At 70.6% G+C, this 23,911-nt stretch carries 19 protein-coding genes and 1 pseudogene; 10 read left to right on the top strand and 10 right to left on the bottom strand.

From position 1 onward, the window contains the following. Positions 1–369: 369 nt before the first annotated feature. Together ACIBJB_RS43855 and ptsP are read left to right on the top strand one after the other, a co-directional pair. Positions 370–819, top strand: a complete 450-nt coding sequence (locus tag ACIBJB_RS43855) for a PTS glucose transporter subunit IIA (RefSeq protein WP_398939768.1) — start codon at positions 370–372, stop codon at positions 817–819. 82 nt (positions 820–901) lie between these two features. After that, complete coding sequence (ptsP, locus tag ACIBJB_RS43860; protein WP_398939769.1) at positions 902–2,572, top strand: phosphoenolpyruvate--protein phosphotransferase; 1,671 nt, start codon at positions 902–904, stop codon at positions 2,570–2,572. Between the two features lie 71 nt (positions 2,573–2,643). Here the strand turns inward: ptsP and ACIBJB_RS43865 are convergent, their stop codons facing one another. Then, positions 2,644–3,537 carry a hypothetical protein gene (locus ACIBJB_RS43865; RefSeq protein WP_398939770.1) on the bottom strand — a complete coding sequence of 298 codons (894 nt, stop codon included), beginning with the start codon at positions 3,535–3,537 and terminating at the stop codon, positions 2,644–2,646. A 22-nt stretch (positions 3,538–3,559) separates the two neighbouring features. Then, positions 3,560–4,768: an MFS transporter gene (locus tag ACIBJB_RS43870; RefSeq protein ID WP_398939771.1), complete on the bottom strand. Its 1,209-nt coding sequence runs from the start codon at positions 4,766–4,768 to the stop codon at positions 3,560–3,562. A 120-nt stretch (positions 4,769–4,888) separates the two neighbouring features. Here ACIBJB_RS43870 and ACIBJB_RS43875 point away from each other — a divergent pair, with 120 nt between their 5' ends. Beyond that, a complete protein-coding gene (locus tag ACIBJB_RS43875) occupies positions 4,889–6,208 on the top strand; it encodes an aminotransferase class I/II-fold pyridoxal phosphate-dependent enzyme (protein WP_398939772.1) in 1,320 nt (439 codons plus the stop codon). 9 nt (positions 6,209–6,217) lie between these two features. Here the strand turns inward: ACIBJB_RS43875 and ACIBJB_RS43880 are convergent, their stop codons facing one another. Continuing rightward, entirely contained in the window at positions 6,218–8,185 is a 1,968-nt protein-coding gene (locus ACIBJB_RS43880; RefSeq protein WP_398939773.1) for an acetoacetate--CoA ligase, read from the bottom strand. Positions 8,186–8,397: 212 nt separating this feature from the next. Here ACIBJB_RS43880 and ACIBJB_RS43885 point away from each other — a divergent pair, with 212 nt between their 5' ends. Further along, a complete protein-coding gene (locus ACIBJB_RS43885) occupies positions 8,398–10,764 on the top strand; it encodes a TIM-barrel domain-containing protein (protein ID WP_398939774.1) in 2,367 nt (788 codons plus the stop codon). Between the two features lie 3 nt (positions 10,765–10,767). On the opposite strand, the gene ACIBJB_RS43890 is transcribed toward ACIBJB_RS43885, so the two are convergent. Beyond that, positions 10,768–11,304 carry an NUDIX domain-containing protein gene (locus tag ACIBJB_RS43890; protein ID WP_326670420.1) on the bottom strand — a complete coding sequence of 179 codons (537 nt, stop codon included), beginning with the start codon at positions 11,302–11,304 and terminating at the stop codon, positions 10,768–10,770. A gap of 135 nt (positions 11,305–11,439) precedes the next feature. Here ACIBJB_RS43890 and ACIBJB_RS43895 point away from each other — a divergent pair, with 135 nt between their 5' ends. From ACIBJB_RS43895 to glpK, 5 genes are all read left to right on the top strand, one after another. Continuing rightward, positions 11,440–11,865, top strand: a complete 426-nt coding sequence (locus ACIBJB_RS43895; protein ID WP_398939840.1) for a Zn-ribbon domain-containing OB-fold protein — start codon at positions 11,440–11,442, stop codon at positions 11,863–11,865. Further along, a complete protein-coding gene (locus ACIBJB_RS43900) occupies positions 11,862–13,052 on the top strand; it encodes a lipid-transfer protein (RefSeq protein WP_398939841.1) in 1,191 nt (396 codons plus the stop codon). The genes ACIBJB_RS43895 and ACIBJB_RS43900 overlap by 4 nt, the downstream gene beginning before the upstream one ends. Before the next feature lie 106 nt (positions 13,053–13,158). Further along, on the top strand, positions 13,159–14,811 hold the full coding sequence (locus ACIBJB_RS43905; protein ID WP_398939775.1) for a GGDEF domain-containing protein: 1,653 nt from the start codon (positions 13,159–13,161) through the stop codon (positions 14,809–14,811). 360 nt (positions 14,812–15,171) lie between these two features. After that, positions 15,172–15,897 (top strand): MIP/aquaporin family protein, encoded by a 726-nt coding sequence (locus tag ACIBJB_RS43910; protein WP_398939776.1) that lies wholly within the window; start codon positions 15,172–15,174, stop codon positions 15,895–15,897. Between the two features lie 82 nt (positions 15,898–15,979). Continuing rightward, the gene (glpK, locus tag ACIBJB_RS43915) at positions 15,980–17,491 is read left to right on the top strand and encodes a glycerol kinase GlpK (RefSeq protein WP_398939777.1); all 1,512 of its coding nucleotides are present in this window, start codon (positions 15,980–15,982) and stop codon (positions 17,489–17,491) included. A gap of 71 nt (positions 17,492–17,562) precedes the next feature. On the opposite strand, the gene ACIBJB_RS43920 is transcribed toward glpK, so the two are convergent. The 6 genes and pseudogenes from ACIBJB_RS43920 to ACIBJB_RS43945 all read right to left on the bottom strand — a co-directional run bounded on the left by ACIBJB_RS43920 (position 17,563) and on the right by ACIBJB_RS43945 (position 22,932). Continuing rightward, positions 17,563–18,168, bottom strand: a complete 606-nt coding sequence (locus ACIBJB_RS43920; RefSeq protein ID WP_266525905.1) for an ATP/GTP-binding protein — start codon at positions 18,166–18,168, stop codon at positions 17,563–17,565. After that, positions 18,149–18,742 carry a hydantoinase B/oxoprolinase family protein gene (locus ACIBJB_RS43925; protein ID WP_398939842.1) on the bottom strand — a complete coding sequence of 198 codons (594 nt, stop codon included), beginning with the start codon at positions 18,740–18,742 and terminating at the stop codon, positions 18,149–18,151. Before ACIBJB_RS43925 ends, ACIBJB_RS43920 begins: the two co-directional genes overlap by 20 nt. Continuing rightward, positions 18,716–18,847 (bottom strand): annotated as a pseudogene (locus ACIBJB_RS43930) (hypothetical protein); the annotation flags it as partial. The gene ACIBJB_RS43925 and the pseudogene ACIBJB_RS43930, both read right to left, overlap by 27 nt. 231 nt (positions 18,848–19,078) lie before the next feature. Then, a complete protein-coding gene (locus tag ACIBJB_RS43935; RefSeq protein ID WP_062044901.1) occupies positions 19,079–19,474 on the bottom strand; it encodes a DUF742 domain-containing protein in 396 nt (131 codons plus the stop codon). Between the two features lie 9 nt (positions 19,475–19,483). After that, entirely contained in the window at positions 19,484–19,906 is a 423-nt protein-coding gene (locus ACIBJB_RS43940) for a roadblock/LC7 domain-containing protein (RefSeq protein ID WP_057614086.1), read from the bottom strand. Beyond that, on the bottom strand, positions 19,903–22,932 hold the full coding sequence (locus tag ACIBJB_RS43945; protein ID WP_398939778.1) for a nitrate- and nitrite sensing domain-containing protein: 3,030 nt from the start codon (positions 22,930–22,932) through the stop codon (positions 19,903–19,905). The genes ACIBJB_RS43940 and ACIBJB_RS43945 overlap by 4 nt, the downstream gene beginning before the upstream one ends. 430 nt (positions 22,933–23,362) lie before the next feature. Between ACIBJB_RS43945 and ACIBJB_RS43950 the strand changes: the two genes are divergently transcribed. After that, the gene (locus tag ACIBJB_RS43950) at positions 23,363–23,899 is read left to right on the top strand and encodes a hypothetical protein (protein ID WP_398939843.1); all 537 of its coding nucleotides are present in this window, start codon (positions 23,363–23,365) and stop codon (positions 23,897–23,899) included. The last annotated feature ends 12 nt before the right edge of the window (positions 23,900–23,911 follow it).

The following is a 23,911-nucleotide window of genomic DNA, read 5'->3' on the forward strand; positions in this document are numbered from 1 at the left end:
GGGGTATCAACATATCTGGCGTTGATTTTTGGCACGCTGTTGAGTTCTCAAGGAACGGACGCTTCCTTTGTACTCACCCTCTCGGGCTTTCCTCCAGGCGCTTCCCTTCGGTGTTCCCAAACTCTATCAGTGTTTTTCCGACCCTCTGACCACCGCCCTGCAAGCATGCAGAAGATGATCCCGAGTTAGGATCTGACAAGTTGGATGCTGCCAGGCTGGGACGCTCGGTGGCGCCGCTCGGCCTCAAGCAGGAGTACGACTGTACATGGGCCCCCGAAGAGGGTGCAAATCGCTTGGGCTGGTGGTCTAGACCACTTAGCGGTATCTTCCATACGGAACCTGTACGCAGCTCCACCTGGGAGGCTTCCCATGACCACCGTGACGTCCCCTCTTGCTGGACGCGCCATCGGACTGGCCGCCGTGCCCGATCCGGTCTTTTCCGGGGCCATGGTCGGCCCGGGTACGGCGATCGATCCCGTGCGCGAACCGTCTGAGGCCGTTGCGCCCGTCGATGGTGTGATCGTCTCTCTCCACCCCCACGCGTTCGTCGTCGTGGACGAACAGGGACATGGCGTGCTCGTCCACCTCGGCATCGACACCGTGCAGCTCAACGGTGAGGGTTTCGAGCTGCTGGTGAACAAGGGCGACACCGTCACGCGCGGTCAAGCGATCGTGCGCTGGAACCCGGCCGCCGTCGAGGCCGCCGGCAAGTCCGCGGTCTGCCCGGTCGTGGCTCTGGAGGCCACGGCCGAGGCCCTCGCCGAACTCCGTGAGGACGGCGACGTGAAGTCCGGCGACACTCTCTTCGTCTGGAAGTGACGTCAGTGCCGTCCTACGACGGCAACTAGAGACGACAACCACCGCGGCGGCGGGACCCGCCGCACTATCGGAGACGGGTGAGATGGACACAACGCTGCGAGGCGTCGGCGTGAGCCACGGTGTGGCGATCGGCGAGGTTCGGCACATGGGAACGGCGGTGCTGGAGCCGCCTGCCAAGCAGATTCCGGCGGAGGACGCGGAGCGTGAACAGGGGCGCGCCCGCAAGGCCGTGGAGGCTGTGGCGGCCGACCTGATGGCGCGCGGCAATCTGGCGGGGGGTGAAGCCCAGGCGGTGCTCGAAGCGCAGGCCATGATGGCCCAGGACCCCGAGCTGATGGCAGATGTGGACCGGCGTATCGCCGTCGGCAGCACGGCCGAGCGCGCCGTGTACGACGCGTTCGCCGCGTACCGCGAGCTGCTGGCGGGCGCGGGTGAGTACCTGGCCGGTCGCGTCGCCGACCTCGACGACGTGCGGAATCGTATCGTTGCCCGTCTGCTCGGGGTGCCCATGCCGGGCGTTCCGGACAGCGACGAGCCGTACGTCCTGGTGGCGCGTGATCTCGCCCCTGCCGACACGGCTCTGCTGGACCCGACGCTCGTTCTGGGCTTCGTCACCGAGGAGGGCGGCCCGACCAGCCACAGCGCGATTCTGGCGCGGGCGCTGGGTGTGCCGGCCGTTGTGGCGCTGCCGGGTGCAGGTGAGCTGGCGGAGGGCACGGTCATCGCTGTCGATGGCAGCACCGGTGACATCTTCGTGAACCCGAACGATGAGAAGAAGGCCCAGTTGGAGGCCGCTGCCGCCGAGCGGAAGGCCGCGCTCGCCGCGTCGACGGGTCCGGGTGCCACGGCCGACGGCCACAAGGTGCCGCTACTGGCCAACGTCGGTGGTCCGGCGGACGTGCCCGCCGCGGTCGAAGCGGGAGCCGAGGGCGTCGGTCTCTTCCGTACCGAGTTCCTCTTCCTCGACGACAGCAAGAACGCTCCGTCCGAGGAGAAGCAGGTCGAGGCCTATCGCCAGGTCCTCGAGGCGTTCCCCGAGGGGCGTGTGGTCGTTCGTGTGCTGGACGCGGGCGCGGACAAGCCGTTGGACTTTCTGACGCCGTCCGACGAGCCGAACCCGGCGCTGGGTGTACGTGGACTGCGGACGCTGCTCGATCACCCTGACGTGCTGCGGACTCAGTTGACGGCGCTCGCGAAGGCCGCCGAGGGGCTGCCCGTCTACCTTGAGGTCATGGCCCCGATGGTGGCGGACCGCGCCGATGCCAGGGCGTTCGCCGACGCGTGTCGTGCGGCAGGGCTGCAGGCGAAGTTCGGCGCGATGGTGGAGATTCCCTCGGCCGCTCTGCGGGCGCGGTCGATTCTGCAGGAGGTCGAGTTCCTGTCGCTCGGGACCAACGATCTCGCGCAGTACACCTTCGCCGCCGACCGTCAGGTGGGTGCGGTGTCGCGGCTGCAGGATCCGTGGCAGCCCGCGCTGCTCGACCTGGTCGCGCTGTCCGCCGAAGCGGCGAAGGCCGAGGGCAAGAGCTGTGGTGTCTGTGGTGAGGCCGCGTCCGACCCGCTGCTGGCCTGTGTGCTGACCGGTCTTGGGGTCACCTCCCTTTCCATGGGCGCGGCGTCCCTTCCTTATGTCCGGGCGACGCTGGCCAAGTACACGCTGGCTCAGTGCGAGCGTGCTGCCGCAGCCGCGCGGGCCGCCGACAGTGCCGAAGAGGCGCGTGCCGCGGCTCAGGCGGTGCTGTCGGGCGAGTAGTCGGACCCGGATCGGCCGGTTGACGGTTCCCGGAGGGCGCTCCACCCGTGGGTGGGGCGCCCTCCTTGTGTTCAGTGACTGTGGTGTGACGTCTGTCCTTCCGGTCCGAGGTCGGGAGGCACGCAGTAGTCGACATCCGATTCCGGAGAGATCAGGTCGCCGGAGTCGATATCGGTGCAGTAGGCGTCGAAGACTTCTCCGGCGGTGAGGGGTTCGAGGCCGTCGCCGCGCAGGCGCCAGCCGTAGATACGGTCGGTGGTCCCCGGGGCGCTGGTGCGCATGACGAGTCCGCCGGGGCTCTGGGTGGCGATGCCGAGTGCGAGGACCGTGGTGAATTCGAGGGCCTCGGCCTCGTCGAGTTGGACGGCTCCCTCGGTGTTCTCGTCGGAGTGGAGGACGGCGACGAGGGTTTCCGGGGTGCCGGAGACGCTGCAGACGAGGTGGTGTTCGCCCGGCCGGGCTGTGTCGAGGATCCGGACGAGGAGGTCGGAGGCGCGGGTGAAGGCCGCGCGGCCGATGTCCTCCCCGCAGGAACCGCAGGCGCCGAGGCGGGCGAGGAGGGTGGTCGCGTATTCCCAGGTGGCCTGGCGGACGGCTTCGTCCACGAGGGCGGGCACGAGGTCGGTGAGAGGCTGGCCCTCGTACGGGAGCGTCGGTCCGGTGTTGGCGAGTTCTGCCGTGAAGCGTGTTCGGCTCGACGGGATGTCAGGGTTGAGGCCGGTCTCCTCGCAGAACTCGGCGTACTCCTGGGGGTCGAAGAGGGCGACGGTTGTGTGGCTGCCCTGTGAGGCGCGGGTCCTCAGGAGGTCTTCGACCTGTTTCAGGTAGGTCGCGTGGTCGTCGAAGGTGAAGCTGCGGTAGCGCCGCATGGCGCGGAAGTCGTGTTCGTCGGTGAGCAGCCCGATGGTGCCGGCGATTTCGCGGCGCAGGACGCGTCGCATTGTCTGGTGGTCGGTGTGCGCCATGTTTCCCCCTGTGCGCAGTCGATCAATTCTCACTCACAGTAACCGACGGCACTGACAATGAGGTCCGAGTGAGGCGCCCTCGGACCAGCCGGTGCTGGATTGTGCAGGTCAGGGCTATGACCGTGCCGAAGGCGGCCCATCCTGCCGGGCCGGTGGCGATGGCTGCGGTTACGGCGAGTGGTCCGAACGTGCGCTGCACGGACTGGGCCAGGCCGTGGACGCCGAGGTAGGTGCCCTGGGCGGTGTCGGGTGCGAGGGCGACGGAGAGTTCCCAGGAGATGGTGGCGTGCAGCATCTCGGCCATGGTGAAAGTCGCTGCCGCGGCGGTGAGGAGCGCTGTGGCGGTGACGGCTCCGCCCGTGGCCGCTAGTGCCATGGCGAGGCCTCCCAGGGCGAAGGTGGCGGAGAGCGGGAGGAGGAGGTTCCGGGCAGCCGCCGTGGTGGTGCCGAATCGTGCGACGGGCACTTGGAGTGCCACGACCATGACGTTGTTGAGGACCATCAGGAGCGGTGCCAGTCCGTTCGGGGCGTTGCTCTCGTGTGCGATCCAGAGGGGCAGGCCGACCTTGAACACCGCGTCGTCGAGGAAGAGGACGGTCTCGGTGGCGACGTAGGCGAGATAGGTGCGGTCCCGCCAGGGGGTCGTCGGCCTGGTCGTGGGGGCCGAGTGGTTCGAGGTGGTGACGGTGCGGGAGGAGGACGGGGGCTCTCCGCAGCGCAGGGTGAGGAGTGCCGAGGCGACGAAGGACAGGGTGTCTCCGGCGAGGAGCCATTGGTAGGCGGCCGTGGTGCCGAGCGCCAGGGCTGCGGCGGCGGCAAGGCCGCCCAGCGCCCAGCCCGCGTTGGCCACGGTTCGGTGGAACGCCTGGTAGCGGACGCGGTCGGGCCCGGCGACTCGGGTGGCATAGAGCTTGGTGAGAATGCTCGCGGCGCGATCGCCGAGGCCGCCCACCGCCGAGAAGGCGATGAGCAGGGCGTAGTTGTCGGTGGTCAGCAGTGCGCAGGAGGCCACGGCACGTATGAGCTGGACAGTCAGCAGGACCCGGGTGATCGGGAATCGGTCGGCGAGCTTGCCGCCCAGCGGTGCCCCTGCGATGCCGATGGCGCCTGCGGCAGCGGCGAGCGTGCCGACCTGGGCCAGGGCGAGTTCGGAGACGTAGGTGAAGTAGAGGACGGAGACGGAAGCCCACAGTCCGCTGCCGATGCGGTCGACGAGGGCGATGGCGAGCATTCTGCGCCCGTCGCGACCTCCGGGAACGCTTCTCGACCATGCTGCCGCGCGCCGTATCGGATGCACTGCTCCCCCTTGCCTGCTTGCTTTTCATTTATGTACTGGTACATACTCTGCAATGTGGCAACACAATATGGGATCAGCGGGACGACGGCCAAGGGAATTGCGGCGTCCGCCGAACGAGCCGTGGCTGAGGGTTCCTTGGCGCCCGGAGCCGCACTGCCTCCGGTGCGGCGCCTCGCGGACGACCTCGGCGTGAGCCCGGGAACCGTCGCCACGGCGTACAAGGAACTGCGCCAGCGCGGGATCGTGGTCACCCGGGGCCGGGGTGGGACCGTGGTGGCGCCGGCCCCGGCGGTGGCGTCTCGTCGGCCGCCCAAAGTGCCCGAGGGCCTGCGGGACTTGGCGGGTGGCCACCCCGATCCGCACCTGCTCCCCGGGCTGGTGCCACCGTCCCGGCTGTCCCCCGGCGCTCGTTCGCACCGTTCGACGCCCCGGCTGTCACGACTCGAGGACGCCGTACGCGCGTGGCTGCGGCCCGATGGTGTACCCGTGGAGCACGTGACCTTCGCACACGGGGCGCTGGATCTGGTCGGACGGTTGCTGTCCGTGGAGCTACGGCCCGGTGACGCCGTGGCCATGGAGGATCCCGGGTACCACCACCTGCTGGATCTGGTCACGGCGCTGGGGCTGCGCATGGTCCCCGTCGCCGTCGACGACGAGGGAGTGGTGCCCGAGGCCGTACGCGAAGCGCTGCGTGCTGGGGCGCGGGCGCTCGTGTGCAGTCCGCGGGCGCAGAATCCGTACGGCGGTCACTTCTCCGCCGAGCGTCAGGAGGCACTCCTGGGTGTGCTCCGGGAACACCCTGAGGTGCTGGTCGTGGAGAACGATCACGCTTCCGCCGTCGCCGGCGCCGCCCTGCGGACGCTGACCGGCGCAGGGCTGCCGCGCTGGGTGCATGTGCGGACGGTGAGCAAGTTCCTGGGGACGGACCTGAGGTGGGCGGCCGCCGCGTGTGATCCGATCACACTGGGTCGGCACGACGGGCGGCTGTTGCTGACGTCCGGCTGGGTCAGCCATCTGCTCCAGGAGACGGCATACGGGCTTCTCAGCGACGAAAGCACGCGCGCGTTGGTCTCCCGTGCCCAGGAGACCTATGCGCTGCGCCGGAACTCTCTTGTACAGACGCTCGGCGATCGGGGCATCGAGGCGCACGGGGCGAGCGGGATGAATGTGTGGGTGCCCGTCCGGGACGAGTCGGCCGTGGTGAACGGGCTGCGGTCGTACGGCTGGTGGGTCGCGGGCGGGGCCAGGTTCCGGCTGTCGGCCGGTCCGGGCGTGCGGATCACGGCCGCTGAGCTGGAGCCGGCCGATGCGGCGCGGCTGGCCTCGGACTTCGCCGACGTGCTCGGTGAGTCCGAGGCCACCTACGGTGGATGACCCGCTCCGTCAGGCGCGTTTGCGGGCCAGATCCTCGTAGAAGTGGAGCAGTTCGAGGTTGTCGATGGAGCCCGGGTTGACCGCCTTCTCCAGCGGGGTGCCCTGGAGGAGGCGCTTGACGGGGACCTCGATGCGCTTCCCGGTGAGGGTGTGCGGGATGCCGGGGACCTCGATGACCTCGTCGGGGATGTGGCGGGGTGAGAGGTTTTCGCGGATCGTCGCCTTGATGCGATCGAGGAGCGCCTGGTCGAGGACGGGTCCCGGAGCCAGTTGCACGAACAGCGGCATCCAGTAGCCGCCGTCCGGCTGCTCGATGCCGATGACCAGGGACTCCTTGATCTCGGGAAGTCGCTCCACGGCCTCGTAGATGTCGGCCGAACCCATGCGGACGCCCTGGCGGTTGAGCGTCGAGTCGGAGCGGCCGTGGATGACGACCGAGCCGCGCGAGGTGACGGTGATCCAGTCGCCGTGCCGCCACACTCCGGGATAGGTATCGAAGTAGCTGTCGTGATAGCGGCTTCCGTCGGGGTCGTTCCAGAAGCGGATCGGCATCGACGGCATGGGGTTGGTGACGACGAGCTCGCCCACCTCGTCGATCAGTGGCTTGCCGCTCGGGTCCCAGGACTGCAGGTCGGTGCCCAGGCTCGGTGCCTGGAGCTCGCCGATGTACACGGGCAGGGTCGGGACGGCGCCAGCGAAGCACGAGCACACGTCCGTGCCGCCGCTGACGGAGGCGATCCATAGATCGTCGCGGACCTCATCGTGCAGCCAGCGGAAGCCGTCGGGCGGGAGCGGGGAGCCGGTGGTGGCCACGCACTGCACCTTGGAGAGGTCGAAGTCGCGCCCTGGATGCACGTCGGCCTTGCGGCAGGCCATGACGTAGGCGGCCGAGGTGCCGTAGAGGGTGGCGCCCGTGCGTTCGGCGACCCGCCACTGGGCGCCCGTGTCGGGGTAGCCGGGGCTGCCGTCGTACAGGACGACGGTCGTGCCCGTGAGGAGGCCGGAGACGAGGAAGTTCCACATCATCCAGCCCGTGGAGGTGTACCAGAAGAAACGGTCCTCGGGGCCGAGGTCGCAGTGCAGGCCGAGCTGCTTGAGGTGCTCGACGAGGATGCCGCCCTGGGACTGGACGATCGCCTTCGGCAGGCCTGTCGTGCCCGAGGAGTAGAGCACCCACAGGGGGTGCGCGAAGGGAACCTGTTCGAAGACCGGCTCCGTGGCCGCGCTCGTGAGGGCATCCCACTCCAGGGCGCCTGCGGGAGCCTCGGTGCCGAGGAGCGGGATGTGGACGACGGCGCGCAGGGAGGGCAGTTCGCGGCGGAGTTCGGCGACCGTCTCGCGGCGGTCGTGCTCCTTGCCGCCGTAACGGTAGCCGTCGACGGTGAACAGGACGACCGGTTCGACCTGTTGGAAGCGGTCCAGGACGCTGCGGGCGCCGAAGTCGGGGGCGCAGGATGTCCAGACGGCGCCCACCGCGGCCGTGGCGAGCAGGGCGACGACGGCCTGGGGGATGTTCGGGAGGTAGCCGCTGACCCGATCTCCGGGGCGGAGGCCGAGGGCGCGCAGCTCCGCGGCCAGGGAGCCGACCTGGCGGCGCAGCTCGGACCAGGTCACCGGGCGCGGCTCATGGGTTTCGTCGACGTACAGGAGGGCGGGTTCGTCCGCGCGGGTCTCTGCCGCGCGCAGGGCGTGCTCGGCGTAGTTGAGGGTGGCTCCGGGGAACCACTCGGCGCCGGGCATCGAGCGGTCGCCCAGCACGCGCGCGTAGGGCGTCGAGAACCGTACGTCGAACCATTGGGTGACTGCTTCCCAGAACGGCTCCAGCTCGTCCACCGACCAGCGGTGGAGTGCCTCGTAGCCTCCGTCGGCCGGGGCGCCGTGGTGTTCGGCCGCCCATGCCTGGAACCTGGTGACCTGGGACCGGGCGATGCGCTGCGGATCTGGCTGCCAGAGCGGCTGGGGATTCACGGTCGACATGGGGGCTCCCGGACTGTGCGCGTCGTGTGCGTCTCCCGCGCACGGGCCAGGGGTGTGCGCGTGACGCGGCTGACAGGGACGATGCCATGTGATCAACTTCTACGCCAGGGTGCGCCCCACATAGTCCGTGTCGTGAAGATGTGGCCCCGGCACGGGTGAACGCCAGTTGAACGACACACGCGGTTGAGGCAGTGAGTGGCAGGGTGAGCAGCATGAACGGTCGTGACCTGGTGCGTTCGGTGAAGGCGGTTGGTTCGGCGGGGGCGCGCCAGGGGTTGCGTACCGTGCGCGCCGCGTGGCGCAGGAGGCGCACCGACGCGGTCGGGTTGTCGGCGCGGGGGGCCGAGCGGGCGCGGGTGCCGGGGCCGATGCGGGACGTCGAGCCGGGTCCCGGTGGGGGTGTCATACGGTTCAGCCGCTCCCAACTGCGGATCGTCGTCGCGGTGAACGGGGTGGTCTTCTGGGGTTGGGACGGGGCCGAGCCGGAGCCGTCGTACGCGCTGTCGGGCCGCTGCCCGGAGCCGGATCCCCGGGCGGTCCTGGAGCCGGACAAGGACGGCGGCTGGCGGGTCGTGGCCGAGCGGGCGACGGTCGTGGTGTCGCGGCACGGAGCGGTCGAGGTGCGTACGCCCGGCGGGGTGACGCTGCGCCGGGATCTGCCGCCCCGCTGGTGGGAGCCGGTGGGCGGCGGCGAGGCGCGCTGGATGCAGCGGTCGGAGGTGGCCGCCGACGCACGCTTCTTCGGGCTGGGTGGGCGGGCTTCGGGGCCTCGGTTGCGCGAGGGGACCTACCGGCTGTGGAACACCGACCCCGGCCGGGCGTTCGGACGGGGGGACGATCCGCTGTACGTCACGATGCCGGTTCAGCTGGTGGTGGCCGACGCCGCCACCCATCTCGTGTTCCACGACACCTCGTGGGACGGCACCGTGACCCTGCGGGAGGGCGAGGAGGGCGCCGGTTCCGGGCACGACCAGGTGGGGATGTCCGAGCTGCGGATGGCCGGCGGTCCGCTGCGCTGCTGGGTGATGGTGGGCACTCCCGCGCGCGTGCTGCTCGCCTGGGCCTCGCTGACCGGTGCGCCCGCGCTGCCGCCGTCCTGGGCGCTCGGCCATCATCACGCCCGCTGGGGCTTCGGCAGTGAGCAGGAGGTACGGCGGATCGTCGCCGGGTACCAGGAGCGCGCGCTGCCCCTCGATGCCGTCCATCTGGACATCGACCACTACGACGAGCACCAGGTGTTCACGGTCGACCAGGGGCGGTTTCCCAAGCTGCCCCAACTGGCCGAGGAACTGCTGCGGGAGGGGATCCGGCTGGTGTCGATCGTCAACCCGGCGGTCAAGGCCGCGCCCGGCAACGCCGTCCATGACAGCGGGACGGCCGAGGACGCCTTCGTGCGGGACGCGTCGGGGCGGCTCGTGGAAGGGGTCGTGTGGCCCGGTGAGGCGGTCTATCCGGACTTCACGCACGCGCGCGTGCGGGCCTGGTGGGGTCGCCTCTACCAGGAGAGGCTCACGGCGGGGTTCACGGGCTTCTGGCACGACATGAACGAGCCGACGTCCTTCAACGCGTTCGGTGAGTCCACCCTGCCGCGATCGGCCAGGCACTCCCTGGAGGGTCGCGGCGGTGACCACCGGGAGGCGCACAACGTCTACGCGCTGTGCATGGCCCAGGCCGGATACGAGGGTCTGCGCGACCTGTTGCCCGACGAGCGGCCCTTCCTCTTGTCGCGTTCCGGATGGGCCGGCATGCAGCGACACGGCGGCACCTGGTCCGGTGACGTGGCCACGGGTTGGCCGGGCCTGCGGGCTTCGCTGTCGCTCGTGATGGGGCTCGGGCTGTGCGGGGTGCCGTACTCGGGGCCCGACGTGGGCGGCTACGACGGGCACCCCTCGCCCGAGCTGTATCTGCGCTGGTTCCAACTCGGCGCCTACCTGCCGTTGTTCCGTACCCACGCGAGTGTGCGGGCAGGGCGCAGGGAGCCGTGGGAGTTCGGAGCCGACGTGCTGGAGCACGCGCGCGTGGCGCTCGTGGAACGCCGGCGGCTGCTGCCGTACTTCATGACGCTCGCGCAGTTGGCCCGGCGTACCGGTGCGCCTTACGTCCGGCCTGTGTGGTGGTCCGCGCCCGAGGACCGTGCCCTGCGGGACTGCGAGGACGCCTTTCTGCTGGGTGACTGCCTGCTCGTGGCACCGGTTCTCGATCCGGGCAGCGACCGGCGTGCGGTTCAGCTACCGCGGGGGCGCTGGTACGACACGGCTACGGAACGGGTCTACGAGGGGCCGGGACAGGTACTCGTCGACGCCCCGCTGTCGCGGATCCCGGTACTCGCGCGCGCGGGCGCCGTCATTCCGGTGCAGGGAGACGACGGCGGTCTCGAACTGGAGGTGTGGGCGCCCGCCCGGGGGCGGAGCGGGGGTGGACTGGTCGTTGCGGACGCGGGCGACGGTTGGGACGAACCGGAGATCGAACGCTACGTCGCCCGCTGGGAGGGCCGGAAGGTGGTCGTTCAGCGGGAGGGCGAGGACGGCGTGAGCGAACCGTCCCTCCCGGTGCGGCTGCGCGGGCTGGGAGCGCGCTGAGGATCAGACGTAGCGGCCCTCGAACCAGGCCCGTACGGCCAGCGTGTGCAGCGGGAAGGCGAGCTCCTCCGGCCTGCGCAGGAGGTGCCAGCCCTCCGTCTCGTCGGTGGCGGCGGGCTGCGGGAGGCCGTCGGCGGGACGCTCCGGCAGCACCCCGAACAGCAGCAGGTGCCCGTCGGGCGAGCTCAGCGCGTCGACGAGCCGTACGTCGCGGCTCGCCGCGTCGATGCCGGTCTCTTCCTTGAGTTCGCGGACCAGGGCGTGCCGCCAGTCCTCCCGGTCGTCGAGGTAACCGCCGGGCAGCGCGATGCCTCCGCGCGCGGGGGCGATGGTTCGGGTGATGACGACCAGGGCGGTGCCCTGTGTGTCGTACACGGGCTGGAGTGCGACGGCGACCGGCAGGGGGTTGCGGTAGGCCACCGTGTTGCAGGCGGGACAGGTGCGGGGCCAGCCCGCGACGCCCTCTCCGTAGGGCGCTCCGCAGCTCGAACAGTGGGAGCCGGGCGCGGAGTTGGGAGTGGAGTGCTGAGTTTCGGACACGCGGCGGACTGTATCTGATCATCGGGTGCTCCGGTTCGGTTGGGCCCTCTGCCTCTTTGCGGCCGCCCGTGCGACACTTCTGACGTCCCGTCAGATTCGGCCCGGGGAGGGGTCTTGCCGCGCACACGCACACCTGTGGTCACCGGGTGGTTCGCCGGTGAGGGAGACGACTTCACGCTTCTCGGGACCCGCTGCTCCGCCTGCGCGTCGGTCTTCTTCCCGCGCGAGGACAGCCACTGCCGCAACCCCGGCTGCGACAGTGGAGATCTGGCGGAGATTCCCCTTTCGCGGCGCGGTCGTATCTGGTCGTACACGGACAGCAGGTACCGACCTCCGTCACCGTATGTGACCGATCCGGAACTTCCATGGGAGCCGTACACGTTGATCGCTGTGGAGCTGGCCGCCGAGCGGATGGTGGTGCTGGGGCAGGCGGTCCCCGGGATCACCGTCGCCGATCTGGCGGTGGGCGCGGAGGTGGAGGTCGTCCCCGGTGTGCTCCATGAGGACGGCGAGACGGTCTGGACGACATGGCACTGGCGGCCGACGGGGGTGACGGCATGACGGGAGAGGTGGCGGTGCTCGGCGCGGGCATGCACCCGTGGGGCAAATGGGGGCGCGGGTTCGTCGAGTACGGCGTGGCGGCCGCCCGCGCGGCACTGGCCGACGCGGGCCTCGAGTGGCGGGACGTCGGCTCGATCGTCGGCGCGGACACCGTACGGGGCGGTTATCCAGGCTATGTGGCAGGGGCGACCTTCGCCAAGGCGCTCGGCTGGCAGGGGGCCCGTGTCGCCAGCGTGTACGCGGCGTGCGCGTCCGGGGCGCAGGCGGTGGCCGCCGCGCGGGCACAGATCCTCGCGGGACTGGCCGACGTGGTGCTCGTGGTGGGTGCCGACGCCGCGCCGAAGGGGTTCTTCCGCCCCGCGGGCGGCGACCGGCCCGACGATCCGGACTGGCTTCGCTTCCGGGTCCTCGGCGCGACCAACCCGACCTACTTCGGGCTGTACGCGCGGCGGCGCATGACCGTGCACGGGGACACGTTGGAGGACTTCGCTCAGGTCAAGGTGAAGAACGCGGCGCTGGGGGCGCTGAATCCGTATGCGCGGTACCGCAAGCGGGTGAGCGCGGAAGAGGTCGCGGCCTCCGCCGTCGTGGCGGATCCGCTGCGGCTGCTCGACATATGCGCCACCTCGGACGGCGGTGCGGCGCTCGTGCTCTCCAGCATGGAGTTCGCGCGTCGGAGGGACGTGGCCGAGCCCGTGCGGATCAGGGCGGTGTCGACGGTGACGCCGACGTATCCGAACACGGTGCTGGACCTGCCGGACATCGCTACGGACTCCGCCGCCGCGGTCGAGCCCGCCGCCGGGACGTTCCGCGCGTCGATCGCGCGCACGGCCTACGAGGAGGCGGGCGTCGGGCCGGAGGATCTCTCCCTCGCCGAGGTCTACGACCTGTCCACCGCCCTGGAGTTGCAGTGGTACGAGGACCTCGGACTGTGCGGGGAGGGCGAGGGCGCGAAGCTCCTGCGCGAGGGGGCGACGGCGCCGGGCGGACGCATACCCGTCAACGCGAGCGGCGGACTCGCCTCCTTCGGCGAGGCGGTCCCGGCCCAGGCGATCGCCCAGGTCTGCGAGCTCACCTGGCAGTTGCGGGGCGACGCGGGTGCCCGGCAGGTCGAACACGCGCGCGTGGGGATCACCGCCAACCAGGGGCTGTTCGGACACGGGTCGGCGGTGATCGCCGTGAGGTGAGCGCGGGGAAAGGGGTTTCTCCTACGCTGTGTGAGCGACCCGGAATCCTGCGTGAACGTCACATGAACTGCGCTTGGGCGTGCACGAATGACGCCATCATGCTCCCGTGCGCTCCTGGACGGACACTCTCCGCTTCGCCTTCCAACCGGTGGTCAATCTGGCCACCGGCGGAGTCGCGGGGCTGGAGATACTCGCCCGTCCGGAGACCGGCGACATCCTGGCGGAGGCCCGCCGCGACCCCGAACTCGACGGTCAGCTCGTCGTGTTGGCGCTACGGGCGGCGGTGCGCAGGGAAACCCTGCTGCCGCTGCACGTCAACGTGTTCGCGGGCACGCTCGCCGACCTCGGCGGCCTCACCCCGCTGCACCACGCGGTACGTGAGGCGGGGCGGCTGCCGTGGGAGGTCACGATCGACGTGGGTCCGCCGTACACGCATGTGCCGCATCAGGGGCTGCTGGAGGCACTCGCCGAACTGCGGGGGCAGGGCTTCCGGATCAGCGCGGACGGCGTGGGGGACGGGGACGTACCGCTGAGACTGCTTGTCGACATGTCGCCCGATCTCGTGAAGCTCGACGCGTCGCTGCTGGTCCGGCCCTCGGCGGTGCGGGCGATGCGGACGCTGTGCGACGAACTCGGGGCGCTCCTCTGTGTCGAGGGAGTGGAGACGGAACTGCAGTACGGGGCCGCGCTGTCGGCCGGCGCGCAACTGGCGCAGGGCACGCTGTTCGCGCCGCCCTCCCGGCTTCCGGCGGCGGAGGTGTACGTTCCGCCCCCCTCCCCCGCTGACGCACCGCCACCGCGGTCGGGTCCTTCGGTGCGGGAGTTCGTGCGCCCCGCCGCGCTGTTGCCGGCCACCGCTTCCGCGGGTCAGGTGCGGGCGCTGCTGACCGGGGCGCCCGACGTGTCGGGGGTGCTGCTCGTGGACAGGAACGGGGTGCCGTTCCGTTCAGTGCACCGGTCACGTTTCCTGCTGTCGATGTCGGGCCGCTACGGACACGCCCTGTACGCCGAACGCCCCGCGGCGAAGCTCGGCGATCCCCCTCGGACGGTGGGGATCGACGCCACCGCGTGGGAGGTCCTGGACGTGGTCGCCGTGGGCGATCGGGACCGTACGTCGGACGACGTAGCCGTGGTCGACCGGCAGGGCCGCTGCGTGGGGGTCGTACGGCTCGCGGATCTCGTACGGGCGCTGAGCGAGACCCGGGTGGAGGAGGCGGCCGGGCTCAATCCGCTGACGCGGCTGCCGGGTTCGGACGCGATCACGGGTGAGGTGGACCGGCGTATCGCGGCCGGGCGGACGTTCGCGCTGAGCTGGCTGGACGTCGACCACTTCAAGCAGGTCAACGACGGGGCCGGGTTCGCGGCGGGCGACGAGCTCATCCGCGCGGTGGGACGGTTGCTGCAGCACGCGGCGACCGGCACCGCGCGCGTGGGGCACATCGGCGGGGACGACTTCCTGGTGCTGGCGGACCCGGAGGAGCTGGCTCCGCTGGCCGCCGCCGTGCTCGACGCACCCTGGGCCGCGGGCGGGCGGCCCGTGACACTGTCCCTGGCCACCGTGGAGTGCCCGCCCGGCAGTGTGGCGGACCACAGGGAGGCGGCCGCGTGTCTGGCGCCGCTGAAGAAAGCCGCGAAGGCGCTCAGCGGGGCGAGTTGGGTCGTGGGGCGGGCAGGGCTGCCCGGGCACGAGATCAGGCGCGCAGCGGGCGCGGAGGCCGCTTCGACGGGGTATGCGGTGGCGGAGCCGGGAAGGGGCTGAAGGCACGGCCGGCGGGCGCCGTTCGGGCTCCGACCGGTCCTGCCCGTTGGCGGAGGCGCTTCGGCCGCCCGTCCCAACCGTTGCCGTCGGCGACCTTGACGCCCCCCGGGGCCCGGTGAACACTTCCGGTGTCAGTCGACATCGCCGTACATTCTCGGCGTATCCAGGCACCACGCCGCGCGGGCCCCCACGAGCTCAGGCCCATTCCCCCACGGGCGATTCGGCTGCGACGGCACGCTCGTCGCGGACGCCGGGCGGGGCGCGGGATTCTCCCTGCCCTCGGCAGTTCGCCAAGGGAAACCGCAACCCTGCACGGAGGACCGGGGCGGGAACGTCCCGGGCCAGGGCCTAGGAGCCGCCATGAGCAACGGAGACGTATTCCTCGGCGAGGTCATCGGTACGGCGATTCTGATCCTCTTCGGCGCCGGTGTGGTCGCTGCCGTCGTACTCAACTATTCCAAGGCGAAGGACTCCGGCTGGGTCGTCATCGCGTTCGGCTGGGGTTTCGGCGTGCTCGCCGGGGCGTACACCGCCGCACCGCTGTCCGGCGGGCATCTCAACCCCGCCGTGACCCTCGGGATCGCCGTCGACACCGGGGACTGGGACCAGGTTCCCCTCTACATCGCCGGTCAGATGGTCGGCGCGATGCTCGGGGCGGTCCTGTGCTGGCTGGTCTACTTCGCGCAGTTCCAGGCCAACGCCGAGGAGGAGATCGCCCAGCCGACGCTCGGGATCTTCTCCACCGCGCCCGCGATCCGCAATCCCGTGGCGAACCTGATCACCGAGATCATCGCGACTGTCGGACTGGTCCTGCCCATCCTGGCCTTCGGCCTCACCAAGGGTCTCGGCGAGTCCGGCACCGCGGTCCTCGTCGTCGCCTTCCTGGTCGTCGGCATCGGTCTGTCGCTCGGCGGGCCCACCGGCTATGCCATCAACCCGGCCCGTGACCTGGGCCCGCGCATCGTCCACGCCCTGCTGCCGATTCCCCACAAGGGCACCTCGGACTGGAGTTACGCGTGGATCCCGGTGGTGGGACCGCTGATCGGCGGGGCGCTGTCCGGGGTGATCTTCAACGCGGCCTTCTGAACACAGCACTTGTGACAAGCAGCCCTCGTGAAACGCAGCCCGTGAAACGCAGCCTTGTGCAGGAACCGACGAAGGGGACGTCATGACGGACAAGTTCGTCGCCGCAATCGACCAGGGCACCACCTCCAGCCGCTGCATCATCTTCAACCAGGACGGTGCGATCGTGGCCGTCGACCAGCGCGAGCACCGCCAGATCTTCCCCAAGCCCGGCTGGGTGGAGCACGACGCCACCGAGATCTGGTCCAAGGTGCAGGCCGTCGTCGCCGGGGCCATCGCCAAGGCCGGGCTGCGGGCGGACCAGCTCAGCGCGCTCGGCATCACCAACCAGCGCGAGACGACGGTCCTGTGGGACCGCGCGACGGGCAAGCCCGTGCACAACGCGATCGTGTGGCAGGACACCCGCACCGCGGCGCTGACCAAGCAGCTCGGCGGCGCCGACGGGCAGGACCGTTTCCGTGAGCAGACCGGGCTGCCGCTGGCCACCTACTTCTCGGGACCGAAGGCGGCCTGGCTGCTGGACAGCGTGCCGGGGCTGCGCGCACGCGCCGAGAACGGTGAGATCGCCTTCGGCACCATCGACTCCTGGCTGATCTGGAACCTCACTGGCGGCACGGACGGCGGGCAGCACGTCACCGACGTGACGAACGCCGGGCGGACCATGCTGATGAACCTGGAGACCCTCCAGTGGGATCAGTCCATCCTGTCCGCGATGAACGTGCCGGACGCCGTCCTGCCCGAGATCAAGTCGTCCGCCGAGGTCTACGGCACCGCGGTCGGCCAACTGGCGGGCGTGCCCGTGGCGTCCGCGCTGGGCGACCAGCAGGCCGCCGTGTTCGGGCAGGCCTGCTACGACGTGGGCACGGCGAAGAACACCTACGGCACGGGCTCCTTCCTGCTGCTCAACACGGGTAATCGGCCGGTCCCTTCGAAGAACGGGCTGCTCACGACGATGGGTTACAAGATCGGCAGTGAGGCGCCGGTGTACTGCCTGGAGGGGTCGATCGCCATCACGGGCGCCCTGGTCCAGTGGTTCCGCGATCAGCTCGGCATCATCCGTACCGCCGACGAGATCGAACCCCTGGCGGCGAGTGTCGAGGACAACGGCGGCGCGTACATCGTGCCCGCCTTCTCCGGTCTGTTCGCGCCCTATTGGCGCTCCGACGCGCGCGGTGTCGTCACGGGTCTCACGCGGTACGTCACCAAGGCACACCTCGCGCGCGCGGTGCTCGAAGCGACGAGCTGGCAGACGCGCGAGGTCGTGGACGCCATGTACCAGGACTCCGGGGTGCAGATCACCACCCTGAAGGTGGACGGCGGCATGACCAAGAACAACCTGCTCATGCAGCACCAGGCGGATGTGCTCGACGTGCCGGTGGTCCGGCCGAAGGTCTCCGAGACCACGTGCCTGGGTGCCGCGTACGCCGCCGGGCTCGCCACCGGCGTGTGGAACGACCTCGACGAGCTGAAGTCCCACTGGCAGAAGGACGTCGAGTGGACGCCGAACATGGAGGCGTCCGTCCGGGACCGTCAGTACCACAACTGGCGCAAGGCCGTGGAGAAGAGCTTCGGCTGGGAAGAGGACGGCGAGCACTAGGCACGCGCGCGTGTGACGCCGAAAAGCCGCGGCCCGTACCCCTGTCGGCGGGGGTACGGGCCGCACCCTTCTCAGGTGGTGACGGTCTGACGGCGCCGCGCCGAGTACGCCATGGCGTGCTGGACGACGCCTACCAGGACGTCCTTGACCGACTGCTTGTGCCGGGCGTCGCACAGCACGATCGGTACGTCCTCGTCGAGGTCGAGGGCCTGGCGTACGTCCTCCTCCGGGTAACGGATCGCTCCCTCGAAGCAGTTGACGCCGACGAGGAAGGGTATGGAGCGCCGCTCGAAGTAGTCGACTGCCGCGAAGCAGTCCTCCAGGCGGCGGGTGTCGGCGAGCACGACGGCTCCGAGGGCACCTTCGGAGAGCTCGTCCCACATGAACCAGAACCGTTCCTGCCCGGGTGTGCCGAACAGGTACAGCACCAGGTCCTCGCGCAGGGTGATACGCCCGAAGTCCATGGCGACGGTGGTGGTGCGCTTGCCCTCGACACCGCTCGTGTCGTCGACCGGGCGCCCTGCTTCGGTCAGCAGTTCCTCGGTGCGCAGCGGCCTGATCTCGCTGACCGCGCCCACGAACGTGGTCTTGCCCACGCCGAAGCCACCGGCCACCAGGATCTTGAGCGTGACGGGCTCGACCGGGGGCTTGCCGCGCTCAGAACGCCCGAAGATCATTGGTCTCTTCTCCTGCTTGCTGGGGGTGTTGGGTCGACGGCGGGCCATAGCCTCCGCCGGGGGTCTCGATGACGAGTACACCGGGCTCGCCGCCCGCCGTGCCGTACGGGGGCACCCTACGGTGCTGGGACAGGATGGAGACCGTCATGGGCTCGTGGAACCGGATGCGGCGTACGGCACCGTCTCCGCCGTGCCCCTTTCCTGCGCCGCCGCTGCCTGTCCGCAGCGCGCACTCGTCGAGCTGTACGGGCGGCCGCCGCTCCAGGACTTCGGGGCCCGTGAGCCGCGAGTTGGTCATGTGGGTCTGGAGCGCGGGCGCGCCGGGGAAGCCGCCGCCGGCGCCGGACCCGGAGGCACCGGTCCGCTCGCGGATCTCGCGCGCGAGGGCGGTGAAGCGGTCGCGGACGAGTTCGGCGCCGAGGGACTGGTCGCCGTCCGGGCCGAACACCCTGGGGAAGGGGGCGGATTGGGTGCGACCGAGCATCACGTCGGCGTCGGTGACGGCGAGCGGGCCGCCGCCCCGGTAGCAGGCGGGGCCCATGTCGAAGCCGATGACCCGGTCGGAACCGGCCAGTTGGGACATACAGGCCATCCCGACGATGCCGCCGGCGGGGCCGGAGAGGGTGGCGTCCTTGAAGGTGCCGCCCCGGTCGACCCACAACTGCCGGCCTGTCCTCACGTCCGTCTCCCCGATCGCACTGCTCGCGACCGTGTCCGCGGACAGGTGGGCGGCCGTCCGCGGATGGTCGTCGACGATCAGTCAGATCATATCGGCAGGGGTGAGCCGGTGCCCGCCGCGGACCGGTGGGGACCCTAGGCGTGGGTCCGTGGCACGTCCTCGGTGTTCACCGAGGGCCGGCATTGACGGAGCGGCCCCCGGGGCGGGCGGGCGGGCGGGCCGGTCGGTCGGTCACAGGGCTCTGAGGCCGTTGATCACGTCGCGCAGGATGCTCTCGTCCGGGAGTTCGGCGGGCGGCACCGGCCGGTTCACGTGGACCCACTCCGAGGCCACGAGGTCGCCTATGAGGACCCGTACGACCCCGATGGGCAGGTCGAGTTCGGAGGACAGCTCGGCGACCGACTGGGGGGTGTCCCGGCACAGGTCGACGATGTCCACGTGCTCGGGGGACAGCGAGTGGTCCCCTTCGGGGTCGTCCGTAACGGATTCGGCCACGACGACCGCGATGAGGTCGAGACGGTGTTGACCGGCACTCGTGGTGCGGCCGCGTGTCATGGCGTACGGACGGACCACCGGCCCGGCCTCGTCGTCGAACCAGTGGCTTCTTCCCTGACCGTCTGTGCTCATGCCATCTCACTACCCGCCCTGAGGCAGATCGGTGCGCGGGGCGGCACCGAGATGCACACCGACCCGCTTGACCAGGAGCGTCATCTCGTACGCGACGAGGCCCACGTCCGAGTCGGCGTCCGAGAGGACGGCGAGGCAGCTGCCGTCGCCGGCCGCCGTCACGAACAGGAAGGCGTCGTCCAGTTCCACGACCGTCTGCCGGACGTTGCCGGCCTCGAAGTGCCGGCCCACGCCCTTGGCAAGGCTGTGGAACCCGGACGCCACGGCGGCGAGGTGCTCGCTGTCCTCGCGGGTCAGGTCCTTGGACACGCCGGTCGGGAGGCCGTCGCTGGAGAGCACCAGGGCCTTGCGGATGCTCGCGACGCGGTCCACCAGGTCGTCGAGGAGCCAGTTCAGCTCGCCGGACTTGTCGGTCGCCTTCGGTGCGGTCATCGACCGTCCCCCTTAGTCGTTCGTTGTGGTGCTGTGCCGCCTGGCGGGTCGTCGCCCACGGCGTTCTCCTCACGGCCACGCTGCCAGCCGCGCTGGAGCGAGGCCATGCGGCTGCGGACCTCGTCGGCGTCCCGTTCGGCGGGCTCCGCCTGGTTCTGGGGGCGCCGCTCCGGGGTCTGCTTGAGCTGCGGGGCCAGGTTGGCCTGTCGTACGCGGCGGGGCAGCGGAGCGGTGCCGGGGGCGGCGTCCTGGGGCCCGCGTGCGGCGCCGAGGGGCGGCCTGCCCGAGCCGGAGGCGCCGCGTGCGGACTCGCCCCAGCCGGGCCGTACGGCGCTGTCCGGGGCGGAGTCGGCAGGGCCGCCCCCGCCGAGGGCGCCCGGAGCGGACGCGACGGGGCCGAGAGCGGGCGCGTCCGGCCTGCCGGCGGCGCCGGTGGCGGAGTCGCCCGAGTCCGGTCCCGTGCCGCTGGACGCGATTTCGGCACGCCGGGTGCGTCGGGGCAGGACCGGAGCGCCGGACGGCCCGCCGGGTTCACGGCTCGGGGATGCCGAGGAGGTCGGTGCTTGCGTCAGCTCGTCGAGGCGGTCGGCCACGCCGGTGCCCCGGCGCAGGGCCGCGGCGCGGCGGCGGCTCGGCAGCGTGGGAGGTTCGGAACGGGCGGGCCCCTGCCCCGCCGAGGGGCTTGTCTGCGGCCGGGACGCGCCCGGGCCGATCGCCGGTGGTTCGTCCGTCTCCTCGCGTCCCGTCCGCTCGTCGGTGACCGGGCGTCCGTGGGAGGTGACCAGCTTGGGAGTTCTGCGGCGGGACAGTGACACCGGGGCGTCCGGGCCGCCGTCGCCGATGTCCGCCCCGTCGGTTCCGGGGGCTTCGTCGTCGACCTGGGCCAGGGAGCGGCGCGGGCGGAACAGGCCGCCACGCTCGCTGTCCTCGGAGTCGAGCACACCCGGGAAGTCGTTCAGGGCGTCCAGGTCGACAGGAGCCTCCAGTTCGACCGGGCCGTCCAGGATCGCGGGCTTCCTGCCCGTCAGCTGGGCCGGTCCCCGGGTGAGCGAGACACGCTGGGCCTCCTCCAGTTCGGCCTCCTTCGACGGCCGGGGGCGGTCCAGACGGAAGCCGATGCCGTTGGTGTCCGGGACGTCGTCGGTCAGCAGCGCGTCGGGAATGAAGACGACGGCCGTCGTACCGCCGTACGGCGAGGGCTGCAGCGAGACCCTGACGTTCTGCCGCTGGGCGAGCCGGCTGACCACGAACAGACCCAGTCGGTCGGTGTCGGACAGCTCGAACTCCGGTGTCTCGGCGAGCCGGAGGTTGGCGTCCAGCAGGGCGTCGGCGGCCATGCCGAGTCCGCGGTCGTGGATCTCCAGGGTGAAGCCGTTGGCGACGCGCTCGCCCAGGACCTGGACGGCGGTGTGCGGCGGGGAGAACACCGTGGCGTTCTCCAGGAGTTCGGCCACCAGATGCGTGAGGTCCGCGACGGCCGGGCCGGTCACGGCCACCCTGGGCAGCCGGCGGACCTCGATGCGCTCATAGTCCTCGACCTCGGCGACGGCGGCGCGGACGACGTCCATGAGCTGGACGGGTTTGCGCCACTGCCGGGAGGGGGCCGCGCCGGAGAGGATCACCAGGCCCTCGGCATGGCGGCGCATACGGGTGGTCAGGTGGTCGAGGCGGAAGAGGTCGGCAAGCTCGTCGGTGTCCTCGGTGCGGCGCTCCATGGTGTCGAGCAGCGTGAGTTGCTTGTGCAGCAGGACCTGGCTGCGGCGGGCGAGGTTGACGAAGACCTCGGAGACCCCGGCGCGCAACTCCGCCTGCTTGACGGCGGCTTCGACGGCCGCGCGCTGGAGGGTGTTGAGGGCCTGGCCGACCTCACCCATCTCGTTCTTGTCGTACTCCAGACGCGGGACCTCGGTCTCGACGTCCACCTGTTCGCCCACGGAGAGCCGGCGCATCACGCTGGGCAGCCGTACGCCGGAGGCCTCGTGGGCCTCCAGGCGCAGTTGCCGCAGGTCGCGGATGAGGCCGCGGCCGACGCGCACGGACAGCACGAGCGAGAAGAGCAGGGCGACCAGGCCGAGGACGCCGACGACGGCCGCCTTGATGATCACGCCCATCGCGTCAGGGCGGACGCGGTCCTGGAGGCGGTCGCCCGCCTGGTCGTCGAGCTTGGCGAGTTCGTCGAGCACACTGCCCGCGGCGGCGTCCCAGCTCTTGGCGCTGACCTTGCCGTCGGTGCCGGGATCAGCACCGGCGACGGACTGCTCCGCGGAGCGCAGTGGGGCGGTGCCGGCGTTCTTCCAGAAGCGCTCGTACCGCTCGCGTTCCGACGTCGGCAGCACTCCCAGGTTGATGTCGTACAGCAGGGTCCGCTGGGCGACGAGGTCGGAGACGTCACGGATCTCGTCGCGGGTGAGCTTGCCCACCACCAGGGCGGAGCCGAGCAGGGCGTCCTCGCGGGAGAGCAGTTCGCGGGCCCGGGTGATGTTGACCAGAGCCCGTGCCTGCTTGTCCAACTCGACGCTGTCGACGCCGTCGAGGGTGGCGAGCAGGGCGTAAGCGGGGTCGACGAGGCGGTTGTACTGGTCGAAGGCCTGGAGCCGGGTGACCGTACCCTCCTCGACGCTTCGGCGCAGTGAGTCGATGCCGTCGAACGCGTCCAGGATGGCGGTGAGGCGTTCGTCGTCGTCCTGGTCCAGTCCGTCGCGGACATCGGGATCGCGCGCGTTCTGACGGAACTTGGCGATGGCGTCGTCGGAGGCGTTCCTCGTGCTGCGCAGCGCGGACAGGGCGTCCGACGCGCGCGGATCAGCCAGATAGACAAGCGTCTGGCGGCGTTCCTGCTGGAGCACCCGCACGGTGTCCTCGATGGGATAACCGAGCTTCTCCGTGACGGTCGACACCTGGAACAGCTGGGCGACCTCACGTCCCGTCAGCACCGTGGCGAAGCCCCACACCGCGATCAGGGACACCAGCGGCACGAGAAGCAGCGCCACGATCTTCCGGCGGATCGACTTCCCGCGAAAGCGCATGGCCTCCCCCAGCTGGACCCCCGCCGGCCGGGGGTACACATGTACGTCAACAAACGGCGCGAGCCTACTACCGACGCACGCGTAACTCGAAGTTGCGTCCGGAACCTGAACTTCCGCTCTGGTGTCCCGACATGGGGAGTTGTCCCCCCATTGCGGGAGATTGCCCCCTGCGATCAGGCGGTCCGCGTGCGACCGGAACTGATCGGCCAGGACGGGTGGTTGGCTGGAATTTTTCGTTTCTTTGACGTGGAGCGGGAATCTTGAAGAGGTCTTGTTCGTCCTTCTCTTCGGGAAATGGCGGTGGATTCGGCCACAGGAGCCGCATCTGCAACTGGGCGGCGTAAAACAGCGCAAGCCGGGCAGTCACCTTGAAGCCCGGTCCACGGACACCGGGACAAGGGGTCTGCCGGCGGTGGGGAGTGACACGGTGATGGGCACGGCGGAACGGCAGGAGGCGCCGGAAAGCGGCGTGGGGACGGCGGGTTCGACGGCGCCTCGGCGCCGGGAGTCGCGGGTTCACGACATACCGGCGGGGTCGGACATGCCGAGCAGGCGCGGCACCGCCCGGGAGGAGCCGTACCAGCCATTGTGGGTCGAGGAACCCGCCCGCAGGCGTCGGCTGCCGGATCCGGTGCGGAACTCCGCGGTGCGTGCGGTGCTCATCATCGCCGTGACCCTGCTTCAGGCGATGGTGGCCTTCCTGTGCACCCTGGCCGGTTCCTGGCTGGCGTTCCCGATGGTGCTCAGCAGTGTCGCCAGCACGGTGGTGGCCACCTGGGGCGCCCTGGACGTCTGGGTGACCCGCCAGGTGTGGAACCAGCGCCACGGCGTGGTGTCGACCCCGAGCAGCACGGCGCGGGCACTGCGGCGTGAGCGGCGCAAGGCCCGGCGGCAGGCGCGGGTCGCCGAGCGGACGCAGGAGCGGATACGGCGACAAGGCGGCGCAGGGCAGCTGTCCCACTCCTGAGCGGCTGAGTCT

The sequence above is a fragment of the Streptomyces sp. NPDC050759 genome (assembly GCF_044456945.1).
GTDB lineage: Bacteria > Actinomycetota > Actinomycetes > Streptomycetales > Streptomycetaceae > Streptomyces.

Excerpts from the sequence above, each read along its gene's own strand:
- ACIBJB_RS43855 (WP_398939768.1), top strand. The coding sequence starts at position 370 with ATGACCACCGTGACGTCCCCTCTTGCTGGACGCGCCATCGGACTGGCC.
- ptsP (WP_398939769.1), top strand. The coding sequence starts at position 902 with ATGGACACAACGCTGCGAGGCGTCGGCGTGAGCCACGGTGTGGCGATC.
- ACIBJB_RS43865 (WP_398939770.1), bottom strand. The coding sequence starts at position 3,537 with ATGGCGCACACCGACCACCAGACAATGCGACGCGTCCTGCGCCGCGAA.
- ACIBJB_RS43870 (WP_398939771.1), bottom strand. The coding sequence starts at position 4,768 with ATGCTCGCCATCGCCCTCGTCGACCGCATCGGCAGCGGACTGTGGGCT.
- ACIBJB_RS43880 (WP_398939773.1), bottom strand. The coding sequence starts at position 8,185 with ATGTCGACCGTGAATCCCCAGCCGCTCTGGCAGCCAGATCCGCAGCGC.
- ACIBJB_RS43885 (WP_398939774.1), top strand. The coding sequence starts at position 8,398 with ATGAACGGTCGTGACCTGGTGCGTTCGGTGAAGGCGGTTGGTTCGGCG.
- ACIBJB_RS43900 (WP_398939841.1), top strand. The coding sequence starts at position 11,862 with ATGACGGGAGAGGTGGCGGTGCTCGGCGCGGGCATGCACCCGTGGGGC.
- ACIBJB_RS43910 (WP_398939776.1), top strand. The coding sequence starts at position 15,172 with ATGAGCAACGGAGACGTATTCCTCGGCGAGGTCATCGGTACGGCGATT.
- glpK (WP_398939777.1), top strand. The coding sequence starts at position 15,980 with ATGACGGACAAGTTCGTCGCCGCAATCGACCAGGGCACCACCTCCAGC.
- ACIBJB_RS43920 (WP_266525905.1), bottom strand. The coding sequence starts at position 18,168 with ATGATCTTCGGGCGTTCTGAGCGCGGCAAGCCCCCGGTCGAGCCCGTC.
- ACIBJB_RS43935 (WP_062044901.1), bottom strand. The coding sequence starts at position 19,474 with ATGAGCACAGACGGTCAGGGAAGAAGCCACTGGTTCGACGACGAGGCC.
- ACIBJB_RS43940 (WP_057614086.1), bottom strand. The coding sequence starts at position 19,906 with ATGACCGCACCGAAGGCGACCGACAAGTCCGGCGAGCTGAACTGGCTC.
- ACIBJB_RS43945 (WP_398939778.1), bottom strand. The coding sequence starts at position 22,932 with ATGCGCTTTCGCGGGAAGTCGATCCGCCGGAAGATCGTGGCGCTGCTT.
- ACIBJB_RS43950 (WP_398939843.1), top strand. The coding sequence starts at position 23,363 with ATGGGCACGGCGGAACGGCAGGAGGCGCCGGAAAGCGGCGTGGGGACG.